The following is a 19,439-nucleotide window of genomic DNA, read 5'->3' as shown; positions in this document are numbered from 1 at the left end:
TTGCCGCGTTTATCAGGCTCTTGTCCCCACTGAACTATTGAAAGGCTCCGATGCAAAAGTTATACCGCTTGAAGAAACATGATTGCTTTATGCAGGAATAATCGGAGTTCGTGTTGATGACGGGTGCACTCCCGATCGCAATAGAGGTAAGGCTGCGCGGCGCGGGCCTGCGCCCTACACGCCAGCGCGTCGCGCTCGGCGACCTCCTGTTTGCCAAGGGCGACCGGCATTTGACCGTCGAGGAACTGCATGAGGAGGCGGTTGCCGCCGGCGTGCCGGTTTCGCTGGCGACCGTCTACAACACGCTGCACCAGTTCACCGAAGCCGGTCTCATCCGCGTTCTCGCCGTCGAGAGCGCCAAGACCTATTTCGACACCAATGTTTCCGACCACCACCATTTCTTCATCGAAGGCCACAACAAGGTGCTCGACATTCCCGTCAGCAACCTGACGATCGGCAATCTGCCGGAGCCGCCCGAAGGCATGGAGATCGCCCATGTCGACGTGGTGATCCGGCTGCGGGCCAAGCAGGGCTGACGGCGCCCAAAAGGCTCACATCACATCGTCGGGATGCCGCCCGGGTTTGTGCTTGTAGATCGGGAAGGTCCAGCCGAACCACAGCGCGCCGCCGCGAACGGCAAAGGCCGCCACAACGCCGCAGCCCGAGGCGAGATAGAGCGGCATTCCCAGCGCATTGGCGAGCGTAAACACGCCGGCGCCGATCAGCGCCGCCGTCACATAGATTTCCGGCCGCAACAGCACCGAAGGCTCGTTTGCCATCAGATCGCGCAGGATGCCGCCGAAGGTCGCCGTCAATGTGCCGGTGACGATCGCGATGGTCGGGGAGCCGGTGGCGGCAAGTCCCTTGGCGGCACCGAGAACACAATAGGCGGCAAGGCCGATCGCATCCAGCCAGATCAGCAGGCGATAGCGCGATTCCAGCAGATGGGCGGTGAAGAAGACGATGACGCCCATGATGCAGCAGACGAGGATATAAGCGGGGTTCAGCACCCAGAAGACCGGCACGCGGCCGAGCACGATGTCACGCACGGTGCCGCCGCCGGTTCCCGTCACCATGGCGAAAAACAGAAAGCCGATCAGATCGAGCTGCTTGCGCGAGGCGGCGAGCGCGCCTGTCGCGGCAAACAGCGCAATGCCGGCATAATCGAGATAGACGAGCAAGGACATGCGGACCCCGGAACCGGCGAACAGTTTCCGGAAAGAACCATGGCGGCAAGGGCGGCGCAAGGCGGCGCGGCCATAAAGCAACGGTCTTTATTCGATGCATGTTGTTATCCCAAACCGCCGCACAGGTTCGGGCAACATGCATAGGCTTCAGAGCCTTTGTCCAAAAGAGGAAAGCCCGTGAAAACGCTGGTGCTCGCCGTTCTCAATATCGTCCTGCTGCTCGCCATGCCGGTTGGCGCGCTTGCCCAGCAATCGCTGATCTCCGACCCCGAGATCTACGAGAAGAAGCATTTCCAGGAACAGTGCAAGGCGGCCGAATTTGCCGACGGCTTCGTTATCAGGCAGGACATCAACAATGACGGGCTGATCGACGCCGTGGTCAATGAGGGCCAACTGACCTGCGACGGGCAGAAGGGGCCGCAATGCAACGACGACGGCTGCACCTATAATTTCTATCTGCAGGTTGCCGAAGGCGGTTATTTCATGATCGCGACGGCGCAGATCTATGGCTACGACTTTGTCCAGCGCTTCGGCAACATGGTGCTGGCGATGAAGATGCATCCGCGTTTCTGCGACCGCACCGAAGGCGATCCCTGCATCGTGACCGCGCGTGTGCGCGGCGCGAAATTCGTCACCATCTCGAAGAAATAGGCTTAACGCGGATAGAACTCCGACGTCCGGCCGGCGAGATAGTAGCCGATGAGGCCGTACCATTCGCGGATCGCCGTCGCCATATTCTGGGCATTGAGGTTCGGCTGAGTGAAATCCAAGGTCAGCCGAACCTGCCCGTCGGTACGATAGTCGGTCGGCCAGGGCACGATGTCGATGCCGAGCTTGCGGAAGATGCCGACGGAACGCGGCATATGGAAGCCCGAGGTGATCAGCAGGCAATGGGAAAGGCCCTGGCCTGCGAGGAATTCCCTGGTGTTGACGGCATTTTCGAAGGTCGTGCGCGATTGCCGCTCCTCGATCAGGCGATCCCTGCCGATGCCGAACAGTGGAAAGAAACGCTCGGATGCCGCCGCATCGCCTTCGTAAATGCCCGAAATGGAGCCGTCGCCGCCCGACACGAGAATGCGCGACTGCGGAAATTTCTGCGCGAGCCGCAAGGCTTCGACGAAGCGGTCGGCGCCGGCGTTGAATTCGATGCCGTGGCGGGCCGTGTTCACCTCGTTTTCGAAGGCGCCGCCGAGCACGATCATGCATTGCAGGCTCTGCGGATCGGCGACGGGTTTTGGAAACCGCTGCTCGAGGCCCTGCATCATGAGGTTGCCGGCGGTGGTGTAGAGCGTGACGAAGAGGATGAGCGCGCTAGCCGTTGCAGCAAGAATACTTAAGGCACGCCAGCGCAGCAGCTCGGCGATGAGGGCGAAGAAGACGAGCAGGAATGCCAGCGACAGCGGCTGGGCAAAAATCCAGACGAGCTTCGAAATCAGGAACACGATCTACTCCTTGAGGACGGACAGCGATCTTCCTATCCGATTCGAGGGTAACAGGAATGCGACGCTTCTATTTGCCGCGCACTGCGGCCGAGCGGTGCGAAGCAAGCTTCTGGTTGAAGCGCCGCTGAAGCGGCCGGGGAATGAACATGGCGACAAGCGCCAGCGCCATGGCAAAGATGGAGACCAGCCACAAGGCATGGGCACCGGTCAACCGCGTCAGGACCGCACCGGCGATCGCGCCGAGCACCATGCCGCCCCAGGGCACGATCTGGATCGTCCATTCGACACGGCGATCGCCGATGATCCAGCGGCCGATGCCGCGGCCGAAGCGCGACAGGGCGCCGGTGACATAGGTCAGCCCGATCGGCAGGCCTTCGATATGCTCGACAGCGGCGTTCACCATGCCCATGGAAAAGACGATCAGGTAGAAGCTCGCGAGCATCATGCTCTGCCATGTCGTCATCGATGCGAGCGCCAGGACGAGGCCGACGCAGCCGAGCACGACGAATATTCGGCGCTCGGAGACATGGGCGATGACGATGCCGGCCGCATTGCCGAGCACAAAAACGACAATGGCGGAGATCAGCACCGCCGCGTGAAAGAGATTGCCCTCACTCAAGGCGAGCGCCGCCCGCGTCGTATTGCCGGTCATAAAGGAGACGAAATCGCCGGTCAGCAGCAGCCCGGTCGCATCGGTCATGCCGGCAAGAAACGAAATCGAGGCGACGAGGGCGATCCCGGTGACGGTTCGTCGTGTACGAATGATGCGGCGGCGTCTTGCTCTGGTCATTGCGGGTCCTGAAGCCGAATCGCTGAGTTTCCGGAAGAAGGATAAATCCTCTTCATTGAGGAATTGGCAAAGAGGGATTGAAAGTGGTTGGGCGGGACTTGAGCAGAGCGATATTTTCCGCCATAAAACGGCGTCGCTTCAGACCGAAGCTCCGTAAGCGTTTACGTCAATCAACGCGCAACCCGCCGATCGGCGCTGCGCTGTTTGTTCTGATCGACATCTTACGGAGACAAAAAATGCCCAAAGGCAAACTCCCGAAACGCTATAATGCCATCGTCATGCCGCTCATGCTGTCGCTGCTGATGACCTCAGTCGTCTCGGCGATCAGCATCCTCAGAGCACAAGGCCTGACCGCAGCCGCCCTTGCCATGTGGCCGTCCGCATGGGCGCTCTCCTGGGCGATCGCCTTTCCCGTGCTGCTGTTGGTGCTTCCAGTGGTGAGGCGGGTGACGGCGGCCATTGTCGAGACTTAAGCGAGGCGCCGGTGGGCTGTGGGGGCGGCCTACCGGTGTTGAGGGGACGGCTAGAGTCGTTTCTTTGCAAATGCCTCGCGCATATCAATTCAGGTTATCGAGGCGACTGAAACCAGATTCGGTTGGATCAATCTCTTGCTGGCAAACGCCCTGCCGGAATGCGATTTCAGGTAGGTTTCGAATTCAAGCGCTTTGTACTTTTCGGGAAAGGCGCAATACCAGAGCAAATTCCAAGGCGCGAATTTGGCGGTGTGGGCGGATTTTCCAGCATTGTGAGCCGTAAGGCGCTGTTTCAGGTCTGCAGTAGACCCGGTGTATTCCTGATCGGGAAATCGATGCTGCGGAGAATATAGACGTACCACATCAGCGTTTCAGCCCGTCGTCGCCCTTCGGGCTATGCCGGGCACTGCTTCGGCCTAACGGTTTCTCGCGGCTGCGCCACGCGAAGCCCGTAAGGGCGAAGCGTGGTGGAGCTAAGCGGGATCGAACCGCTGACCTCTTGCATGCCATGCAATGGGTCATACTTTCCGGGTGTTTCCGCTTCTTTCCTGTGGTAGCCATAACCCCTTTCATTGCAACGAAAATCTAGTATTATCGTTCCATTGATTTCCGCTTGTTTCCCTTCTCGTGCTTCCCAGGTGTTTCCCCGGTATTTCCAATGGCAAAAAAAGAACAGACCATTAATTCGGCGATAACTTCAGAAATCACCCTCAACCTCATCAAGAGAATTAAACCGGGTGAGTCTGAATATTTCGTGTCAGATACGAGCGTTTCAGGTTTCGTTATTCGCGTCCGGCCAACCGGCGGAATGTCGTACTATTACATTTACCGGTACGGAAGCGGCCGCAAAGCGCCTACGCGCAAATGCTCGATTGGCAGCATTAACAAGGTAACACCGGATGAGGCTCGGAAGGTGGCAAGAAGATATGCTGCCGAAGTCGTCAACGGGGGTGATCCGGCGAAGGCTAAGAGCGCCGACAAGGCGGCTCCAACGTTCGACACGCTGAAGGAATCGTTCCTTGATTCGGTCGACGCAAAGCATAAAAGCACGACTTACGGCCTCTACTCGCACTGGCTCGGGCTTGCATCCCCGACGCTCGGTAGAAAGAAGGCGAAGGACGTAGACGCGGGCGATATCGAAAAGCTTCACGTTGGGATGAAAGAAAAAGCCACCACAGCGAACCGGGTGCTCTCAACAATCAGCTCGATGTATACCTGGGGGATGAGCGTCAAGGAGATTCCGAAGATGGACAATCCTTGCGGCGGTATCAAAAAGTACGCTGAGGACTCCCGCGAACGCTACCTTACGAACGAGGAACTATCACGGCTTGGCGATGCGGTCCGAGAAGCGGAAACGGACGGAATTCCCTGGGACCCTGACCCGGAAAAAAAAGTAAAACATGCTCCGAAGCCGGAAAATAGGCGCATCACCATCGACAAGTTTTCCGCTGCCGCCATTCGGCTGTTTATCCTGACGGGCGCACGGCGCGGGGAAATTCTCAAGCTGAAGTGGTCGAACGTCGACCTCGAAAGGAGTCTACTCTTTCTCGACGACAGCAAAACCCGCAAGAAGACCATCATTCTCAATAGCCCCGCTCAATATATTCTCCATGAGCTTCCGAAGATGGGAATTTATGTCATTCCAGGCGAGCCGAAGACTTTGCCTGATGGCACGGTTCAGGAACGTCCTCGATCCGATTTGAAGCGCCCATGGCACCACGTCCGAAAGCGAGCGGGTTTGGACGCCAGTGCGGATGATCCCAATGTGCGAGTTCGCATCCACGATTTGCGGCATACTCATGCCTCCGTGGGGGTCGAGGCAAACTTAAGCCTTCAGATTATTGGTAAGCTCCTGGGTCACACCCAAGCAAAGACCACCGAGCGATATGCTCATCTAGCAGACGATCCGAAGCGCCGCGCTTCTGATTTGATCGGATCCAAAATTGTTGACGCCATGGGGGATCGACCACGCCGCCAGAACGTCCAACCGTTGCGATCAGAAAAGACCTGATCGCAATCCTACTGCAGGGATAGGGCAACGGTCCGACAAGCCGGAAAGCATCACCGGCTTCCCTGCGGCCATCCTGGTGTGTCGCAAGGTGTGCGATGGGATTTCGATTAGTCCGACAACTGTCACAAGAGCAGAATGAGCTTGTTGATGATGTATTCGAGGGAAAGATTACACCGAACTACGCTGAAGCAATGTCGATTGATATGGGTCACGGCCCTATAGCTGAGGAGATCGACTACAAACGCTATCAAGTAGGCAGCATGCCAGCTTGGACCTTGGCGATGTCCATAGCGTGGATTCTTTGGCGCGATATCGAACGGGTCACTCTGTTGCACGATCCGTACCGGGAGAATAATTTTCGTTGGGAGGCTCTTAAAATTAGTGCTCCGCGAAAAGCAACGAAGCCGGGTGGCTTTCCATTGCCCCCCGTCGTGAGAATAGTCTACGAACTCAAGAGACTTAAGCCAGCAAGCTTTTCTTCCCTCGCAGAATCGTCAATTTCCGATAGCGTCCGTGATACTCCTCTGCGGTGCAAAAACCATCGCGAGGCGAAAACTTTGCTCTGGGATAAACTCATCTTGGGGGAAATAACCGCTACCGCCCTAGATGCCACAACCGGGAAGTTCAAACACGTCGAGCCTCGTCAGTGGACTCACCTTGACTTCGGCCGGAATGCGAATGCTCGGCATATGCTCAACTCGGACGGTACTACGCAGATAAAGGATGTTCACTTATTACGAGTTGACGTTCAGAGTCTCTGGCCAGAGGTCAATACGGCCCGTGCGGAACCCCCTATGGTAATTCCGAAAGGAAAGCGTGGCCCCAAGGCGAAATACGATAGCGAACTATTCATCGCGGAAGCGATTAGGTTCATTGATTATAATGGCGGTTTCGGTCCAGCTGATGACCCACAATTCACGCGAGCTACCGTAGCCAGACATATGGCTCAATGGTGTTCGGATCGCTGGGATGACAGTGGACCAGAGGAAACCTGGCGAAAGAAGCACCTTAAAATTGCTGTCGAGCGGTACGAGCGGGGTGGGTCGCTAATTAATTAGCGACCGAATAGGACCTTTAGCGTCCGACAAGCATTGCAAGGTCTGCCATTGTTTCCTTCAGCCAAACACGGTGTCTGGCGATACGAAAGGAAACGACATGGCCGATACGACAGCTGGAACGATTTCGAAGCGCCCAAAGCTTCGCACTGAGCAAGCAGGTAATTATACCGGCTTCGCTGCCTCCACCCTTGAAAAGATGCGCCTCACAGGGGCTGGCCCGACGTACATTAAGGTCGGCAAGGTTGTTGTCTATGACCCTGATGATTTGGATCAGTGGCTTGCAATGCATCGTCGCCTCTCGACCTCGGTCGCAGCGTGAGGGATTTCTTTGAGCGCAGTTCTTGATTTCGCCGATAGCCGCCTTGGAAGCTGGCGAAACGGTCACCCAGAATTTGGCGATAACGTCGTGGCCGTCGTCTCGTGGCGCGGCAAAAACACGGCGTATCTCTTCGCTCGCGACTTTTGGTGGGAATTCATCAAATGGGTTTCCGACCTTCGAGACAACGAAGGCGACAGTCGTCTTCGGCTGTTTGATGAGGACGATGAGGCCATCATCACGGCGCAGTCGTATCTGGAAAGCGAAGATGAACACCTTGAACGCATCGGCTGCCGCATCAGCGAGATCACCGAATGGCCTGTTGCATAGCCTGGAATAATGCGGCTGGACACATAGCCTGATCTAAACCTCCCATTAACAATCCGGCAATTTTGCTTCTGCTCAGGAAGAACAGCGGAGCTTTGCCTGCAGACAAGGAACTGAAAATGCTCACATTCAAAGACTTCAAAGGCCCTGCCGCAATGGTGTGCATCAAAACCGGCCTCAGGATCGACAAAGCCATAAACTGGGGAGGATTTACCGATCTCTTCCAGGAGATGGATGCAAAGCGCGGTGGCACGCTCGCCGATCAGTTCCTAGCGCTGCCCGCTTCCACCGCCGAAACTGCACTTATCCAGGCAATTCTTCACGCGGCCGACTACTCCCGCCATGCCGATAGCATTGGGGGTGCCGGCACTTGGAAGCGCCTCGACTATGTGACCGGCATCCACGCCCAAGCGGTAGCGGCTGCAATCGTTAGGCAAGACTAACCCCTCAAACTAAGGAAAACTCCATGACCAAAACACAAGTTAAGAGCCTTCGTAAGACCCCAAAAGGCGAACTGCATCTTCGCCTTCCCAGCAGGAAGAACAGGTCGTCGCTTCTGTTCGCTCCAAAAGATTTTATCGCGCGACAATTGGGCGAAGATTCCGGTGACTTCAAATGCGACATGTCGGCAGCTTTGACACTCGGTCTGGCGGAATCGTCGGAACTACTGTGGTTTAAGGCCCGCATGGAAGACTTTTGGCCGCTGCTTTCGCTTAGCGAAAAACAGATCGTGGGCAAACATCAACCGCGCTTTGCCAGTTGGTTGGAGGAAGACACCGAGCGGGAGATCGACGTTCGCCTCACGTTCGAAACCTTCAAGTCTGGCCCGGCGGGCGATTTGTGCAACCGTGCGGGATTGTATCTCGATGAGGTGGCGTCTTGGTCGGGCTTTGCCAGCCATTTCCAATCTCAAAACAAGGCGACCGATGGAGAGCTAGTTGAGAGGCTTATGAAGCTCCCGGTTTCCAGTGGAGAGGCCAGTGTTGTCCAAGCCATACTCCATGCCGCCGACTATTCCCACTTCTCTGACGAGCTTGCAAACGACCGGGCCTGGGATCGTCTATCTCGTGTGTATGACGAGCACGCGGAAGCGGTTGCCGCCGCGATCCTGCGCCGCAATTGAGGAGACGGAACATGATTGATACCCCTGGCCACCAGCACAATCGCAAACAAGATAAAGTGAGTCCGCCATTTGTAGCTATGGGCGTGGGCGGACAATACCCTTACCCCATACGGTTTGAGGGAGCGATGGCGCATTTCCTAATTCGTGGCGGCAACATGCTGCAAATCGGGATGCCGGACATTAGCAAGGCCGAAGCGATGCAGATAAGGAAAGGTAAGCTTAAAGCTGGCTTCATCAAAGACGGCCCGTCAATCCTGCTGATTTTTCAGTTCGGCGAGGATTTCATTGTTCACTGCCCATTTGACGTCAGGTTGATTCCCAAAACCGCGCTTGATCTTCCGGACATCACCAATGACAGACAGAGACTTGCTGTCGACATTCACCTTGTCGATTTGGCCACAAATGCAATTAAGGGACTGCGCAGGGTAACCTTACCGCCTGCACTGACTGTCGAATTCCTCGCAGCTGCTCAGGACCAACTCGCCGATCAACGCAAGGCCGATGAGTTCGAGCGCAAATACTGGTCGATGCCTCTGAAATCGCTTGCACGCTCAACCAAGCTTTATGCCTGCGGCGTTTAACAGGCTTCTTTGATCCGGCTGCACACACAGCTTTTTCAACTCCCAAAATCGTAAATCGCAAAGCTTCCGCTTGGAAAGACCGGCGAAGCTTTGCCACACGAAAGGAAATAGCATGAACGTTATCAACTTGACGGTGGACGACTCCCACGCCGAAGCGCTGGCGCAATTTTGCAAGCGCTCCTTCCTAGATCGCGTGCGGATATTCTCGGCGTCTGAAACCGAGGCGCGGCAGATGGTCGATGCGATCCACGAATTGCGTAATGCGCTCGCGGAGGCAGGTTTCGCTCCTCGATAATCGGCGGTTGACGTCGGTTCCGCCTGCCATGACCATTGAAAAAGACGCCATCACAGGGCGGGAACCCTCCGGCGTCTTTTAGGAACATATTCCATGATTGCTGACGGCTGCATGATTGTAAAGAACCCTCTTCGGGATAGGTGAGCGGCAGGCTGGCATATCAGCCAGCCGACAGCACCGAAGCTCTCAACCTAAGCCGTCAACAAATTTGGCCGGAAGCGCCCGGTCCATTCCATCACAATCAAGGTATTCCAAACATGTTTGCATCAGTCGCAAGCGTGGTCGCGGCTGCGTGCGGAGATTCCACGGCGAAGGCGATCACAGACCTTTCACATGGCATGATTGGGTTCGAGACCCGTTACGCCGAAGCGCAGCGTCAGCGAAGACAGGCGAAGGAAAGCCGACAACAGCAGCAGGGCGAATTCAACGATTTCGCTCTGGCAGCTATCGAGCAAAAGGAGCTTGTGAGGAAACGCCTTGAGGAGGGTTACGAATTCCGATTTGCTCGGGAAGTCGCGGGCCGGATACGTCAGCCTTTCAAGGAATTCGGGTTGCGCTCAGAAAACAACGCAGTCCTGAAATATTTCGTCACGCTCGTTCCCCGGGGCGGACAGGCGCGGGCATCTGAGGACAAGGCGACGCTTGCGGTTCAAACCCGCTCGAAGGTCCTGACCTTGGACTATCCATATATCGAATTGAATAGGGAGTTCATGACTGCTCTCCGGGTTGATTGTGACGGTGTTTTCTCAAGCCCCGACGCCTGCCTATTCGGCTTGACCGAGGTTGTTCATGATGGCCGTGTTCCATGCCTGCCTCACATCATTGTCGGTGATTTGCTTGATGATGGGACATTCGCAAGGCCACATCTAATCTGGCTGCTGCCACAGGGACATGCGGTTTGGCGAAGTGACGACAACCGGTGCAGGACGAAGCCTATCCGCCTCTTCGACGCCGTGGCGCGTGGACTGGCTGCGGCGCTCATCGATCTCGGCGCGGACCCGGCGGCTCCGACCATGACCGGACGCATGAAATGCCCGACTTCGCCTATTTGGTGCACGATAACGCCGAATGCGGACTTCTGGCCGACGCTCTCGGAATATGCCGATTTCGTAGACACGGGCATTAGCCGTGCCGTGCTTGTCCGAAGGGCGGCGGCGGTACAGTCGAAACTCGGCCTCACGGCATCCAACAAGATGTTCGACGCGTTGCGCACGGAAGGCCAACGCCTCCTGGCCGAATGGCATTTCGGCGCAGATTCCCGGATGCGCGGCGGCCGGACCGCGCTGGCCGATCATCTCCATGAAGCGCTGACGGCCTTTGCGGACGCCAGTGGTCTGGCAGATGAGCGAGCAGCCAGCAACGCGCGTGGAAAATGCAGGCGTGACAAGGCGAGGCGTTCGGCGGTTGAGGTGGAATATGTCGCGGCCAAGGTTGCGGATTATCTTGCCGCGCATTTCGATGCCACGAAGCTGGACAGGAACGGCGTGAACAGAGGCAAGTTGCTTGACGTCGTGGAGGGCCTGGAGACGGTCAAGGAACGGCAAAAAGCAGCTGGGCGGTATGCAGGCAGCGCGAAAGGCATTTCGACGCTGAAACGGCTTGTGGATGCGTTCCAGCAGCTTCAAGCGGCAGGCGAGACGATTACGCAAACTGCGGTCGCCGCCGCGAGCGGGATTTCTCGCCGGACGGTGGTCGCCCGGTGGAGTGAGGTTGTTCTGCCGACAGAAGACAACCGAAAGGACTGTGAAAATAGCTGTATAGATAAAAAGGTGGGTGCAACCCCGGCACCCCCGGATACAGCAAACTTTCACGGCCACCGGATAACCACGGCAGAATCCGATCTGGTCGCCAATGATGCGACCGGGTGACAAGTGGCCGAGCATGGGCAGGAGAAGCAACGGATGGCGTGCGGAAGTACCAGCACGAAACCGGGATGCGGCAGCATATCGGAGACGTCGTCGAGTGAATTGCTCGCGACCATCCCGACCAGCCGCGTCTCGATGCCGGTGCCGTGCTGGCGATGGTCGAGCGCCCCGCGCTGCTCGACGACGACTTGGCTGCGATCCTGGAAATGATCGAAGACATGGGGCAAGGGCAGATGGCAGGGTAGTCATCTGCAACAATGGCCTCCCGGACATGAATGGGGCAGTCGGCAGGCTCTCGATGAAATCGTCCCTCGGAAGAGGTCCCCGACAGGGTCCGGCAGAAGCCCCCTCCGGGAGGGACCGACGGCTGCTTGCAGTTGGTAGTCGGTCACTACCAACAACTATTCCGGTTCCAATTTTCGTTTCCGCCGACGGCTATTTGCTCCCAACATTGAGGAAGAGTTTTTCAATTTGGAGCGAAGCGATGCTCGAATACGAACGGTCAATCACAATAATCAACCAGGGTCTACCCTCGAAGGCGGTGTTGAAGGTCATTAGACTGCCAACGTCTTGGTACGCCGTTATCTGGGAAAGCAAAGAGCGTTATGCAGCCGTTTGCCAAGATCGCTCAGAGCAGAACGGCGGTCACGGGCATATGACTGATGACCAGTTTCTAAACCGTGTCCAATTGGTTGCATCGTTCGTGCAGGGAATCGACTTCCTGTTCGATGCTGTCGCCTCCCCGAAAAAGACAAGGCGTCGCAGGACGCATTGATACCTACGGAGAACCTGTATCGGGCGTGTCCGCGCGAAGGCGGCTAGTGGATGCAGCCAACCCAAACAGAGCCGAAGCGCCGCTTCGCAGCTTCAAACACGCTTGGATCGCAACCGTCAGAGAATACTAAGCCGAACGGCTTCAATAGCGGTTCGTGAAAACCGTCGTCATCCAGTGCACCTGTCGGCTCTCTGCCTGCAAGAGCGTAGCGTATCGACGCCCATAACTCCCATGCAAGTTCGAGATCACCGTCATTTCCGGGATAAACGCGGCGTGCAGGCACCATTTTTCTTGCGACTCCCAGCTCATCCAAGAGGATTGTTGCGATGAAATGGGCGCAACAATCGGCAAGCTGAATTCCGATAACGGTTTTCGAGTCGCAATCTGGGTTCAGTAGGTAGCCAGTCGGCAGACTGGTCCATTGCGGCTTAATACCTTCGTCGAGATAAATGACGCCGTTTTCAGTGGGGTTCTGTAAAGCGATGGCTGTGCCGATGCTTGCGGCCAAAGACATCAGTTGGTGCCGTTCGCTCACCGCGCAAATACCTATTGCAATCTTGCAGCGGCCAATAATTCCCCGAAAGTGCTCTCGCAAAGCCTGGGCGTGGCGGTTCCCGTTCATTTTCATGCTGCTTTTGAACTCGTCGCGGCCCGGAACAAAGCCACATTCAGATAGCGCTTTTGTCGCTATGCGAATTTCATCGGGCGGGGCCCAGATAGCCGCCAGCACGATAAAATTCGCCCGATCATGGATGCTTTCGTCAATGTAAATGTCCATCCCACAAATGCGCCGATGTGGGATAGCCTTGTCAATGCCCCGATAACGAGGCATTGGTGCAATGACAGCTTCTGGCGTATTGGGGTGTGTTCTTGGAGATAAGCACTTGCCTCTAAATGCTCCCAAGACGGTCGACTTCGATGCCCACTGATCGCAACCGCGCCGCTGCGACCTCCAACACTGGGTCATCAAACTTAGCAGGGTGCCGCAAAGCGACAGCCTCGAAAGTCAATTCGGCCATATGGCGATCAATAAGCATAAAGAAACCCTCGGATGCCTTCTTACGCAGGATCAAGTCCTTGACCGTCTCAAGCTCGCCCAATTGGGCGATCTTTGGACGCGTCCGCCCCAGCCGCGTCGTCTTTCCACGTTCACTCGTGAGCGAACCCTCCAACGCGTAAATGCTCCGCCAAACATCATGCTCGAATGACCCTGGCTTCTCCTTCGGAAGGACTTCATAGAGACGCAGTTCAGCGGCGCGGGCAACGGCCTCCATACCTTCGCGATGAGCATTCGCAGCGAATTGCCGAAGTTTCTCCGGATCAGAGCAGTTCTCGATCATTCTAATGGCGCGTTCAGCTTTATCATCGGTCATGTTCCGGGTCCTCTCGTTAGGCGACAGGTAGAGACTGAACAAAGCGGGCGAGACGCTCAGCTTCACGTTCTGTAAGATCGTCGGGTAGCTCGATTTTGATCTGAAGACCGGACCGGAGATGGAAGCTGTGTAGAAGCATGCCAGCGTCGTTTTGCGAAACCTCGGCCGCCTGATCTGGATTCTCCAAAAGATTAATGGCACCGACGATCCGCTCGACATGCTGGGTACCAACGTTCGCATTCTTGTTCATCAGATTATGCAAAAATGTTCCACTGATATTAAGTTTACTCCCCAGGGAGCCATAAGACATTCCGCTCCTTTCCTTGATTGACACAAGGCGCTGGATGGTCTCGCGCGTCAGTGGGCCATTGGGGAATTGTTGATATGCGGCGGGATCGAAAGTAGCCATGCGCTCTCCTCTAGGTCGCTTTCAGATGATGGCCAATTATTTATCATAAGCCTTCACTTTTGTCAACTGATATTCACTGGCGTTCATTTAATATCGTCCTTCAGCGAAAACGCCCGCATTCGATCCAAGGTGAGCTGCGGCTCATGGCGACTTCTTGTTTGTTGCTTGCACGGCATGAGGTGATTTTCTTCAGACAGAAGTGAGATTGCTAATGGGTTACCAGTTCATCCACCTCGAAACCTACAGCCGCAAAGCTGATGCGAAGGGCCGGTCCACGGATTTCATATTTGCGGAGGCCTCCCGCAAGCCGGAAGCCTCCGTCCACGTTCCGAATCCGATGCCGCCCGTCGTCGTGTATGGCGTCGGCATTGAGGCTGTGCAGGAAATGCACGATGCCGCTGCCGCCGCCGCGACGATCAACGTCAAGGGCGGTCACGTTCGAAAAGTGGCGCAAGACAAGAAGACGCTGCATACGGTTGTAGCATCGCATCCGTTCACCATGGATGAAGTCCGCGCCGATCCGGCAAAACAGAAAGAAGCCGAGGAATGGGAGGAGCGGACGATCTCGTGGCTTCGTTCACAATATGGAGACGACCTGAAATTGGTCCTCCGTCACGAAGACGAGTCACATTATCATCTCCATGCTTACGTCGTGCCGGTTGATGAACCTGGAATGTCGGCGCTCAAATATCACCCCGGGACGGTCGCAAAACGAAAAATCATGTCTGCCGGTCTAGCCGAAGGCGAAGACACAAAGGCGCTCTCAAAGAGGGCAGATGCGGCATATAAGCAGGCAATGAGGCAATGGCAGGACGCGTATCACGAAGCCGTCGCGGTGCCCTGCGGCCTGACGCGTTTGGGACCGCAACGTCGCCGACTGACGCGGGATGAATGGCAGGCCGAGCAGGTACAAGCCAAGGCGCTACAAAAGGTTGTCGAGCGGGCAAAGAAGATCAAGACGTCGGGCGACAATTTCGTGACGCGAACGAAAACCGAGGCGGCAGCGATCCGTACTGCCGCCGCGCAGGAAAGGGAAATCGCCGAAAAAGCGAAAGCTGCTGCTATTGCAGCGCGGGAGGAAGCCCAAAAAATGCAGGAAGCTGCTTCGGAGGTCGTTTCCCGCGCCGAACGCTATTCGGGCGTGACCGGTCGCCTGAGGGCAATGTGGGACGCCCTTGGGGAATCGAAGCTAGCAAACAATATCAGGCAGGAATTTGCCGCCGAGATCGCCCGTGTCCGCGCATTCGCCAAGAAAATTCAGGAACGTTTGAGAGTCGAGGAAAAACGCCGCGTCGAGGCTGAACGCAAAGCCCATGAAGCTCAGCAGGACGCCGAGCGAGCGCGGGACGCCGCTCTTCGGATGCAGATTGAACGGGATCGCGCATTGTCTTTACTGCCGCCTGAAAGACAGCAGGAATTGGCAGCAGCGGGACCGGCAATGCGGATGACGTTGAGACCGAAACAAAAGAATGAGGGAAAGTAAGGTGGCTGACGGAACAGACCGCTCGCAGAGCGTGCCGGTCGTAATCGACGCGCAATAATTTAGCGGGTAGCCAAGCCCGCCGATTTTGACAAGGAGGGCGGTCGCCTTCCTTTTATGCGCGATCCCTTGCGGCAATCTCATGCATCCTGCTCTCGCAATCGTGCTGCGCGGATAGAGCTTCGCCCGCGTAGCCTGTAGCAATCGTTTGGCGTGACCTGCAGTCGTCAATCAGCCACACAAATGCATCCTTGTCGTCTCCAGTTTCCATGCCCATGATCGCCGCCGTGGCAACGGTCAGGTGATATTTGTACACGTCAAACATTGATTCGATCTGAGGCCTTGCCCGCACCAGAGTGTATGCCTCGGCCTCCCAATGCTCGTCGACCGTGCCCAATTCGTCGCCCAACCAGTCTTCGATGATCACGGACGCGGTTGAAATGGAAAGCGGCTCGATTGCTGTAATATCGCTGAATCGGTTTGCTGTATTCATTGCCATTTGCATATCTCTCAGATTTTGACCTGTCGCCATCGACGACCCAGAGAGATGCATTGCTAATAAATTCCCGCAATACACTTAGTATTTCTAAACCATTACATAAATTTAGTTGACAAAGAAATGACTATAAAAAGATTTACTCAACTTACTGGTATAAATATTTCCTTGCCGTCAACAACTTATATTTTGGCATTTCCTTAGGCAGAACCCGGCGGCCTCGGGCCATTGTCAGGTGTTTCCTTGGCCTCCTTTTTCCTTTCATCTGCCTCGCGGCGCTGCTCTTCACGCCACCTTTCGGAGGCTCTTGGAAACTCCGCTATTGTCGCGTGTGGCGTACGTCCACGGCAGTAGCAGAGTTGTTTCCAGCCATTCGACGTTGATGCGCAAGCGTCGATCCATTCGTGAGCGGTCGGGTCGACGATAAGCTTCAACGCGGCGATAGCGTCTTTACGCAGGAATTCGTAATGGAGATGATCGAGAAGCGTCCAAACGTGAACTGGTTCGGCAATGTACCGGCCGGGCATGCCGGGGATAGGTGTGAACTTCGGAGACAGGTGAGGCCTGTGCTGACGATTGAGAGCGACGATGTCATTCCATGTTAATCCATCGACCACCTCAAGATGCTCTTCGCCGTAACGTGTGGAACGGTCGCAGAGGTAGAGGCGTTCATACTCGCTGCGCGGATCGTCCTCCGCTCCGAGATCGCGGTTTTTCGCAGATTTCCTTGCTGGTTTCGGCTGTCGCTGTTGCTGCGTCGGATGCGGCAAGGAAATCTGAACATCAAAAAATGCACGAACCGGTGCCGATTCCAATAGCCACAGCAGGAGTAGGAGCAGCCGTTTTCTGAGGCGATTACGTTCTGCCTGCATCTGGCGGCGACGCTCTTCCAACGAGCGCCGCCGATCTTTGGCAGCACGGCGGGATTTGCGGTCTTCTTCTTGTCTGATTTGTGCTGCGGCGTTCGGCTTCATGGCGATCCTCCTTGCAATCAAGGCAATGATCGCAACGACGGCTGCAAGGAAGAGCACGCTTTAATCTGGCCGGTCTTCACTCGTTTTCAGGATTGACCGGTCAAAGCCAGCGGTGTTGACGCCCGTTCCGAACTCACAATCCCCACCTTAAGAGGGCTGCGTCCGCTGCAATCGGATCAGCTTTGATCCTCAGAACGGTCTGTCGGGACAATCCCGTTTCCTTCGCGACGGCGGATGCACCGGCTCCAGTCACTAGCTTTTCCTGGACCGAACCTAGTGTCGCGCGACTATAGCTTGGCTTCTTCCCGAGGTACTTTCGATCATCGCGTCGTGCCGCCTCAATTCCAGCTTTCTGAGTTTCTTTCGTGGCTTCCGCCTGGGCCTGAGCCATGGCGGCCATGAATGAAATAAGGCTATCGCGAACTGCCTGTTGCATCGGGTCTGAAGTCGATCCGTCGAACGTCATTCCGTTGATCACGGTCCGGATCACAACACCTTGCCGGATAAAATGGCGGATCGTATCCGTCACATCTCGATAGTTGCGGCCAAGCCGATCCACCCAGCGAACGAGGAGCACGTCTCCCCCCCTAAGCCTATCGAAAAGCCGCTTTCCCTGCGGGCGCTCGGCGAGCGTCGTATTAACGCCGGAAATTCCGTGGTCAGCGATGATCTCATCAATCTCAAAACCGGCGGCACGAGCTTGGGCGATCTGATGATCAAGGTTCTGTTCTGCAGTGGAAACGCGAGCATAGAAAATAAGGGGCATGGGATTTTCCGAACCGTCCGATTGGATCATGTCCAGAATGTCACGCGTCCGGATGCAAGCAACAACCTTTACGGACGCTATTTGGGCCACTGTGGTGACGGTCCGCAGGGGCATACCCTAATAGCCCAGGTAGCTGGCTGGCAAACAAGCAAAGAATTGCTGTGGATCGTCCTTAGGTCAGCATTATCAACAGAAACGACTTAGGGTAGAAATCAAATCAGTCAGCGGGGGGCGGATGTTCATGGCTCGTAGAATAAAAGTGTCGGTTGGTATTGTGAACATACGGCTTCACCCACACTCGCCTAAAATCTATTCTGATTTCATACACGACGTTTATCGATTGAAGGTTCCAGTGAATATCCATGGCGACCGCTACGCCATGATATCGATGCTCGATAGATCGAGCGAAGAGAGCAACGAAGTTTCTGGAACCATCACGACGTTTACCCGCATAGAAACGGACGGATCATGGTTCGATGCTGCAAATCTGCAGGAGGCAACGAGCAATCAGGTTTCTGAAATTAGCATCCCTGATAATTTGTATCCCAACGCTGCTGGCTTCTATTTTTTGTTCGACACCAAGGATCACAAGATATACGTACAGCAGTATTCTAAGGGAAAACAAATGACCTCAAACTCCGTTTTGAGGTTCTTTCAGAATCTTTCTCAAAATCTAGAAATACTTTCGAAATACAACAGCGCAAAGGTATCGATTGTTCAAAGTAAAGCAGGGCTAGACGCGATTTTTGATCTAAAGAAAATCAACGAGATCAAAATTACGATCATGAAGCCAAATTCCGATATTTTTGCCGATGACTTCGAAGCGAAGGTAGAAGCACATTTGGCTGCGACTCACTCGCAGAAGCTCGTGTTGACGTACGACGCGGAACCTGGTCATTCCATCGTCCCAAATGATGAGATTAGGAGCGTAAGCGGAGCCGCGCTTGAGAATGGAAGCGTTCAGGTCAAGGGTCGAGACGACACGGGGGCGGTGACGAGGTCGACCGAACAGTTTCCCAAAATTCTCCAAGACACCTATGATCCTGATGAGATTTCTGAGAAGGAAGCTTTCCGCCGTATCCTGGCGGGTAAGGGTAAATAATTTGTCCTTCCTCAACCAATTTGTCGCATTCGGTCGACGCATTCGCCGGTACTTCAAGGGGTATGGTGGATGGGGCGCGGTGTTTGGGTCGCCGCTTTTCCTGATTTCTTTGGCCGTAACCGGCGTTAGCTATTCCAATTGGATTGAGCCCAAATGGGTCTCAAAGTCCTTTGACATGATCCCTGACCTTCTCGGCTTCAGCCTGGGCACGTATGCGATACTGTTTAGCCTAATGACAGGTCGCCTCAAGAGAGCGCTGAAGGCGGTAAAAAACCCCCAGGGCGTGAACTACCTTGAGGAAATAAACGCCACCTTTTTTCATTTCATTTTTGTGCAAATCTTATGCCTGATGTGGGCGTTCCTGTTCGACGGAACCGTTCTTTATGACGTCGCCCGCTTCATGGTCAGTTATTATAGTGGATCGATGAAATTGTTCCGGGTTGCAATGCTAACGGGTTCATTCACGGGCTACCTTCTTTTGGTCTATTCATTCCTTCTCATGCTCGCGGCAGCCCTCGCAGTGTACCGGATCGCGTCGATTACCGATCCGGCGGACGAATAAACGGTTCTGAGATTTCTAACTATCGACACGCCAG

At 55.4% G+C, this 19,439-nt stretch carries 25 protein-coding genes, 1 tRNA gene and 1 pseudogene; 16 read left to right on the top strand and 11 right to left on the bottom strand.

The features are described 5' to 3' along the window. Positions 1-116 precede the first annotated feature (116 nt). On the top strand, positions 117-536 hold the full coding sequence (gene irrA / locus AMK00_RS00670) for an iron response transcriptional regulator IrrA (RefSeq protein WP_064800210.1): 420 nt from the start codon (positions 117-119) through the stop codon (positions 534-536). Between the two features lie 15 nt (positions 537-551). Here the strand turns inward: irrA and AMK00_RS00665 are convergent, their stop codons facing one another. Next, a complete protein-coding gene (locus AMK00_RS00665; RefSeq protein ID WP_064805816.1) occupies positions 552-1,187 on the bottom strand; it encodes a trimeric intracellular cation channel family protein in 636 nt (211 codons plus the stop codon). 177 nt (positions 1,188-1,364) lie between these two features. Between AMK00_RS00665 and AMK00_RS00660 the strand changes: the two genes are divergently transcribed. Further along, on the top strand, positions 1,365-1,838 hold the full coding sequence (locus AMK00_RS00660) for a hypothetical protein (protein WP_064800209.1): 474 nt from the start codon (positions 1,365-1,367) through the stop codon (positions 1,836-1,838). A 2-nt stretch (positions 1,839-1,840) separates the two neighbouring features. On the opposite strand, the gene AMK00_RS00655 is transcribed toward AMK00_RS00660, so the two are convergent. Then, positions 1,841-2,629 (bottom strand): YdcF family protein, encoded by a 789-nt coding sequence (locus AMK00_RS00655; protein WP_064809221.1) that lies wholly within the window; start codon positions 2,627-2,629, stop codon positions 1,841-1,843. Between the two features lie 67 nt (positions 2,630-2,696). Beyond that, positions 2,697-3,419: a YoaK family protein gene (locus AMK00_RS00650; RefSeq protein ID WP_064800207.1), complete on the bottom strand. Its 723-nt coding sequence runs from the start codon at positions 3,417-3,419 to the stop codon at positions 2,697-2,699. Positions 3,420-3,655: 236 nt separating this feature from the next. On the opposite strand from AMK00_RS00650, the gene AMK00_RS00645 reads away from it, so the two are divergent. Then, a complete protein-coding gene (locus tag AMK00_RS00645) occupies positions 3,656-3,892 on the top strand; it encodes a DUF2798 domain-containing protein (protein ID WP_064800206.1) in 237 nt (78 codons plus the stop codon). Positions 3,893-3,981: 89 nt separating this feature from the next. Here AMK00_RS00645 and AMK00_RS00640 read toward each other — a convergent pair. Continuing rightward, positions 3,982-4,256: pseudogene (locus AMK00_RS00640) on the bottom strand (GIY-YIG nuclease family protein). Between the two features lie 101 nt (positions 4,257-4,357). Then, positions 4,358-4,459 (bottom strand) — tRNA-Ala (locus tag AMK00_RS32365). A 91-nt stretch (positions 4,460-4,550) separates the two neighbouring features. Between AMK00_RS32365 and AMK00_RS00635 the strand changes: the two genes are divergently transcribed. From AMK00_RS00635 to AMK00_RS00590, 10 genes are all read left to right on the top strand, one after another. Next, entirely contained in the window at positions 4,551-5,903 is a 1,353-nt protein-coding gene (locus tag AMK00_RS00635) for a site-specific integrase (protein WP_064809220.1), read from the top strand. A 95-nt stretch (positions 5,904-5,998) separates the two neighbouring features. Next, positions 5,999-6,961, top strand: coding sequence for a hypothetical protein (locus AMK00_RS00630; protein WP_064809219.1), 963 nt, complete (start codon positions 5,999-6,001; stop codon positions 6,959-6,961). A 97-nt stretch (positions 6,962-7,058) separates the two neighbouring features. Continuing rightward, a complete protein-coding gene (locus AMK00_RS00625) occupies positions 7,059-7,280 on the top strand; it encodes a helix-turn-helix transcriptional regulator (RefSeq protein WP_064809218.1) in 222 nt (73 codons plus the stop codon). Between the two features lie 9 nt (positions 7,281-7,289). Continuing rightward, positions 7,290-7,607 carry a hypothetical protein gene (locus AMK00_RS00620; protein WP_064809217.1) on the top strand — a complete coding sequence of 106 codons (318 nt, stop codon included), beginning with the start codon at positions 7,290-7,292 and terminating at the stop codon, positions 7,605-7,607. Between the two features lie 116 nt (positions 7,608-7,723). Next, positions 7,724-8,047, top strand: coding sequence for a hypothetical protein (locus tag AMK00_RS00615; protein WP_145924196.1), 324 nt, complete (start codon positions 7,724-7,726; stop codon positions 8,045-8,047). A 23-nt stretch (positions 8,048-8,070) separates the two neighbouring features. Next, positions 8,071-8,727, top strand: a complete 657-nt coding sequence (locus tag AMK00_RS00610; RefSeq protein WP_064809215.1) for a hypothetical protein — start codon at positions 8,071-8,073, stop codon at positions 8,725-8,727. Positions 8,728-8,738: 11 nt separating this feature from the next. Then, entirely contained in the window at positions 8,739-9,308 is a 570-nt protein-coding gene (locus tag AMK00_RS00605) for a hypothetical protein (RefSeq protein WP_064809214.1), read from the top strand. Positions 9,309-9,420: 112 nt separating this feature from the next. Continuing rightward, a complete protein-coding gene (locus AMK00_RS00600; RefSeq protein WP_064809213.1) occupies positions 9,421-9,603 on the top strand; it encodes a DUF7706 family protein in 183 nt (60 codons plus the stop codon). Between the two features lie 140 nt (positions 9,604-9,743). Continuing rightward, entirely contained in the window at positions 9,744-11,471 is a 1,728-nt protein-coding gene (locus AMK00_RS00595) for a hypothetical protein (RefSeq protein ID WP_145924195.1), read from the top strand. A 481-nt stretch (positions 11,472-11,952) separates the two neighbouring features. Continuing rightward, positions 11,953-12,243 carry a hypothetical protein gene (locus AMK00_RS00590; protein WP_064809211.1) on the top strand — a complete coding sequence of 97 codons (291 nt, stop codon included), beginning with the start codon at positions 11,953-11,955 and terminating at the stop codon, positions 12,241-12,243. A gap of 43 nt (positions 12,244-12,286) precedes the next feature. Here the strand turns inward: AMK00_RS00590 and AMK00_RS00585 are convergent, their stop codons facing one another. The 3 genes from AMK00_RS00585 to AMK00_RS00575 all read right to left on the bottom strand — a co-directional run bounded on the left by AMK00_RS00585 (position 12,287) and on the right by AMK00_RS00575 (position 14,025). Next, positions 12,287-13,021 carry a DUF3800 domain-containing protein gene (locus AMK00_RS00585; RefSeq protein ID WP_064809210.1) on the bottom strand — a complete coding sequence of 245 codons (735 nt, stop codon included), beginning with the start codon at positions 13,019-13,021 and terminating at the stop codon, positions 12,287-12,289. Between the two features lie 112 nt (positions 13,022-13,133). Further along, on the bottom strand, positions 13,134-13,616 hold the full coding sequence (locus AMK00_RS00580; RefSeq protein ID WP_064809209.1) for a hypothetical protein: 483 nt from the start codon (positions 13,614-13,616) through the stop codon (positions 13,134-13,136). A gap of 16 nt (positions 13,617-13,632) precedes the next feature. Continuing rightward, positions 13,633-14,025 carry a hypothetical protein gene (locus AMK00_RS00575; protein ID WP_064809208.1) on the bottom strand — a complete coding sequence of 131 codons (393 nt, stop codon included), beginning with the start codon at positions 14,023-14,025 and terminating at the stop codon, positions 13,633-13,635. Positions 14,026-14,236: 211 nt separating this feature from the next. On the opposite strand from AMK00_RS00575, the gene AMK00_RS00570 reads away from it, so the two are divergent. Then, on the top strand, positions 14,237-15,508 hold the full coding sequence (locus AMK00_RS00570) for a plasmid recombination protein (RefSeq protein ID WP_064809207.1): 1,272 nt from the start codon (positions 14,237-14,239) through the stop codon (positions 15,506-15,508). Positions 15,509-15,620: 112 nt separating this feature from the next. On the opposite strand, the gene AMK00_RS00565 is transcribed toward AMK00_RS00570, so the two are convergent. The 3 genes from AMK00_RS00565 to AMK00_RS00555 form a co-directional block, all read right to left on the bottom strand. Beyond that, entirely contained in the window at positions 15,621-16,004 is a 384-nt protein-coding gene (locus AMK00_RS00565; protein WP_145924194.1) for a hypothetical protein, read from the bottom strand. Positions 16,005-16,201: 197 nt separating this feature from the next. Next, complete coding sequence (locus tag AMK00_RS00560) at positions 16,202-16,975, bottom strand: hypothetical protein (RefSeq protein ID WP_145924193.1); 774 nt, start codon at positions 16,973-16,975, stop codon at positions 16,202-16,204. Between the two features lie 133 nt (positions 16,976-17,108). Then, a complete protein-coding gene (locus tag AMK00_RS00555) occupies positions 17,109-17,741 on the bottom strand; it encodes a recombinase family protein (RefSeq protein WP_064809204.1) in 633 nt (210 codons plus the stop codon). A 235-nt stretch (positions 17,742-17,976) separates the two neighbouring features. Between AMK00_RS00555 and AMK00_RS00550 the strand changes: the two genes are divergently transcribed. Next, entirely contained in the window at positions 17,977-18,843 is an 867-nt protein-coding gene (locus AMK00_RS00550) for a DUF4747 family protein (protein WP_335720560.1), read from the top strand. Position 18,844: 1 nt separating this feature from the next. Further along, positions 18,845-19,405, top strand: coding sequence for a hypothetical protein (locus AMK00_RS00545; protein ID WP_064809202.1), 561 nt, complete (start codon positions 18,845-18,847; stop codon positions 19,403-19,405). The last annotated feature ends 34 nt before the right edge of the window (positions 19,406-19,439 follow it).

Origin of the sequence: Rhizobium sp. N621 (genome assembly GCF_001664325.1) — a bacterium.
Classification (GTDB): Bacteria; Pseudomonadota; Alphaproteobacteria; order Rhizobiales; family Rhizobiaceae; genus Rhizobium; species Rhizobium esperanzae.
The sequence above is the reverse complement of the archived record's forward strand: the minus strand, read 5'-3'. Positions and strand labels throughout refer to the sequence as shown.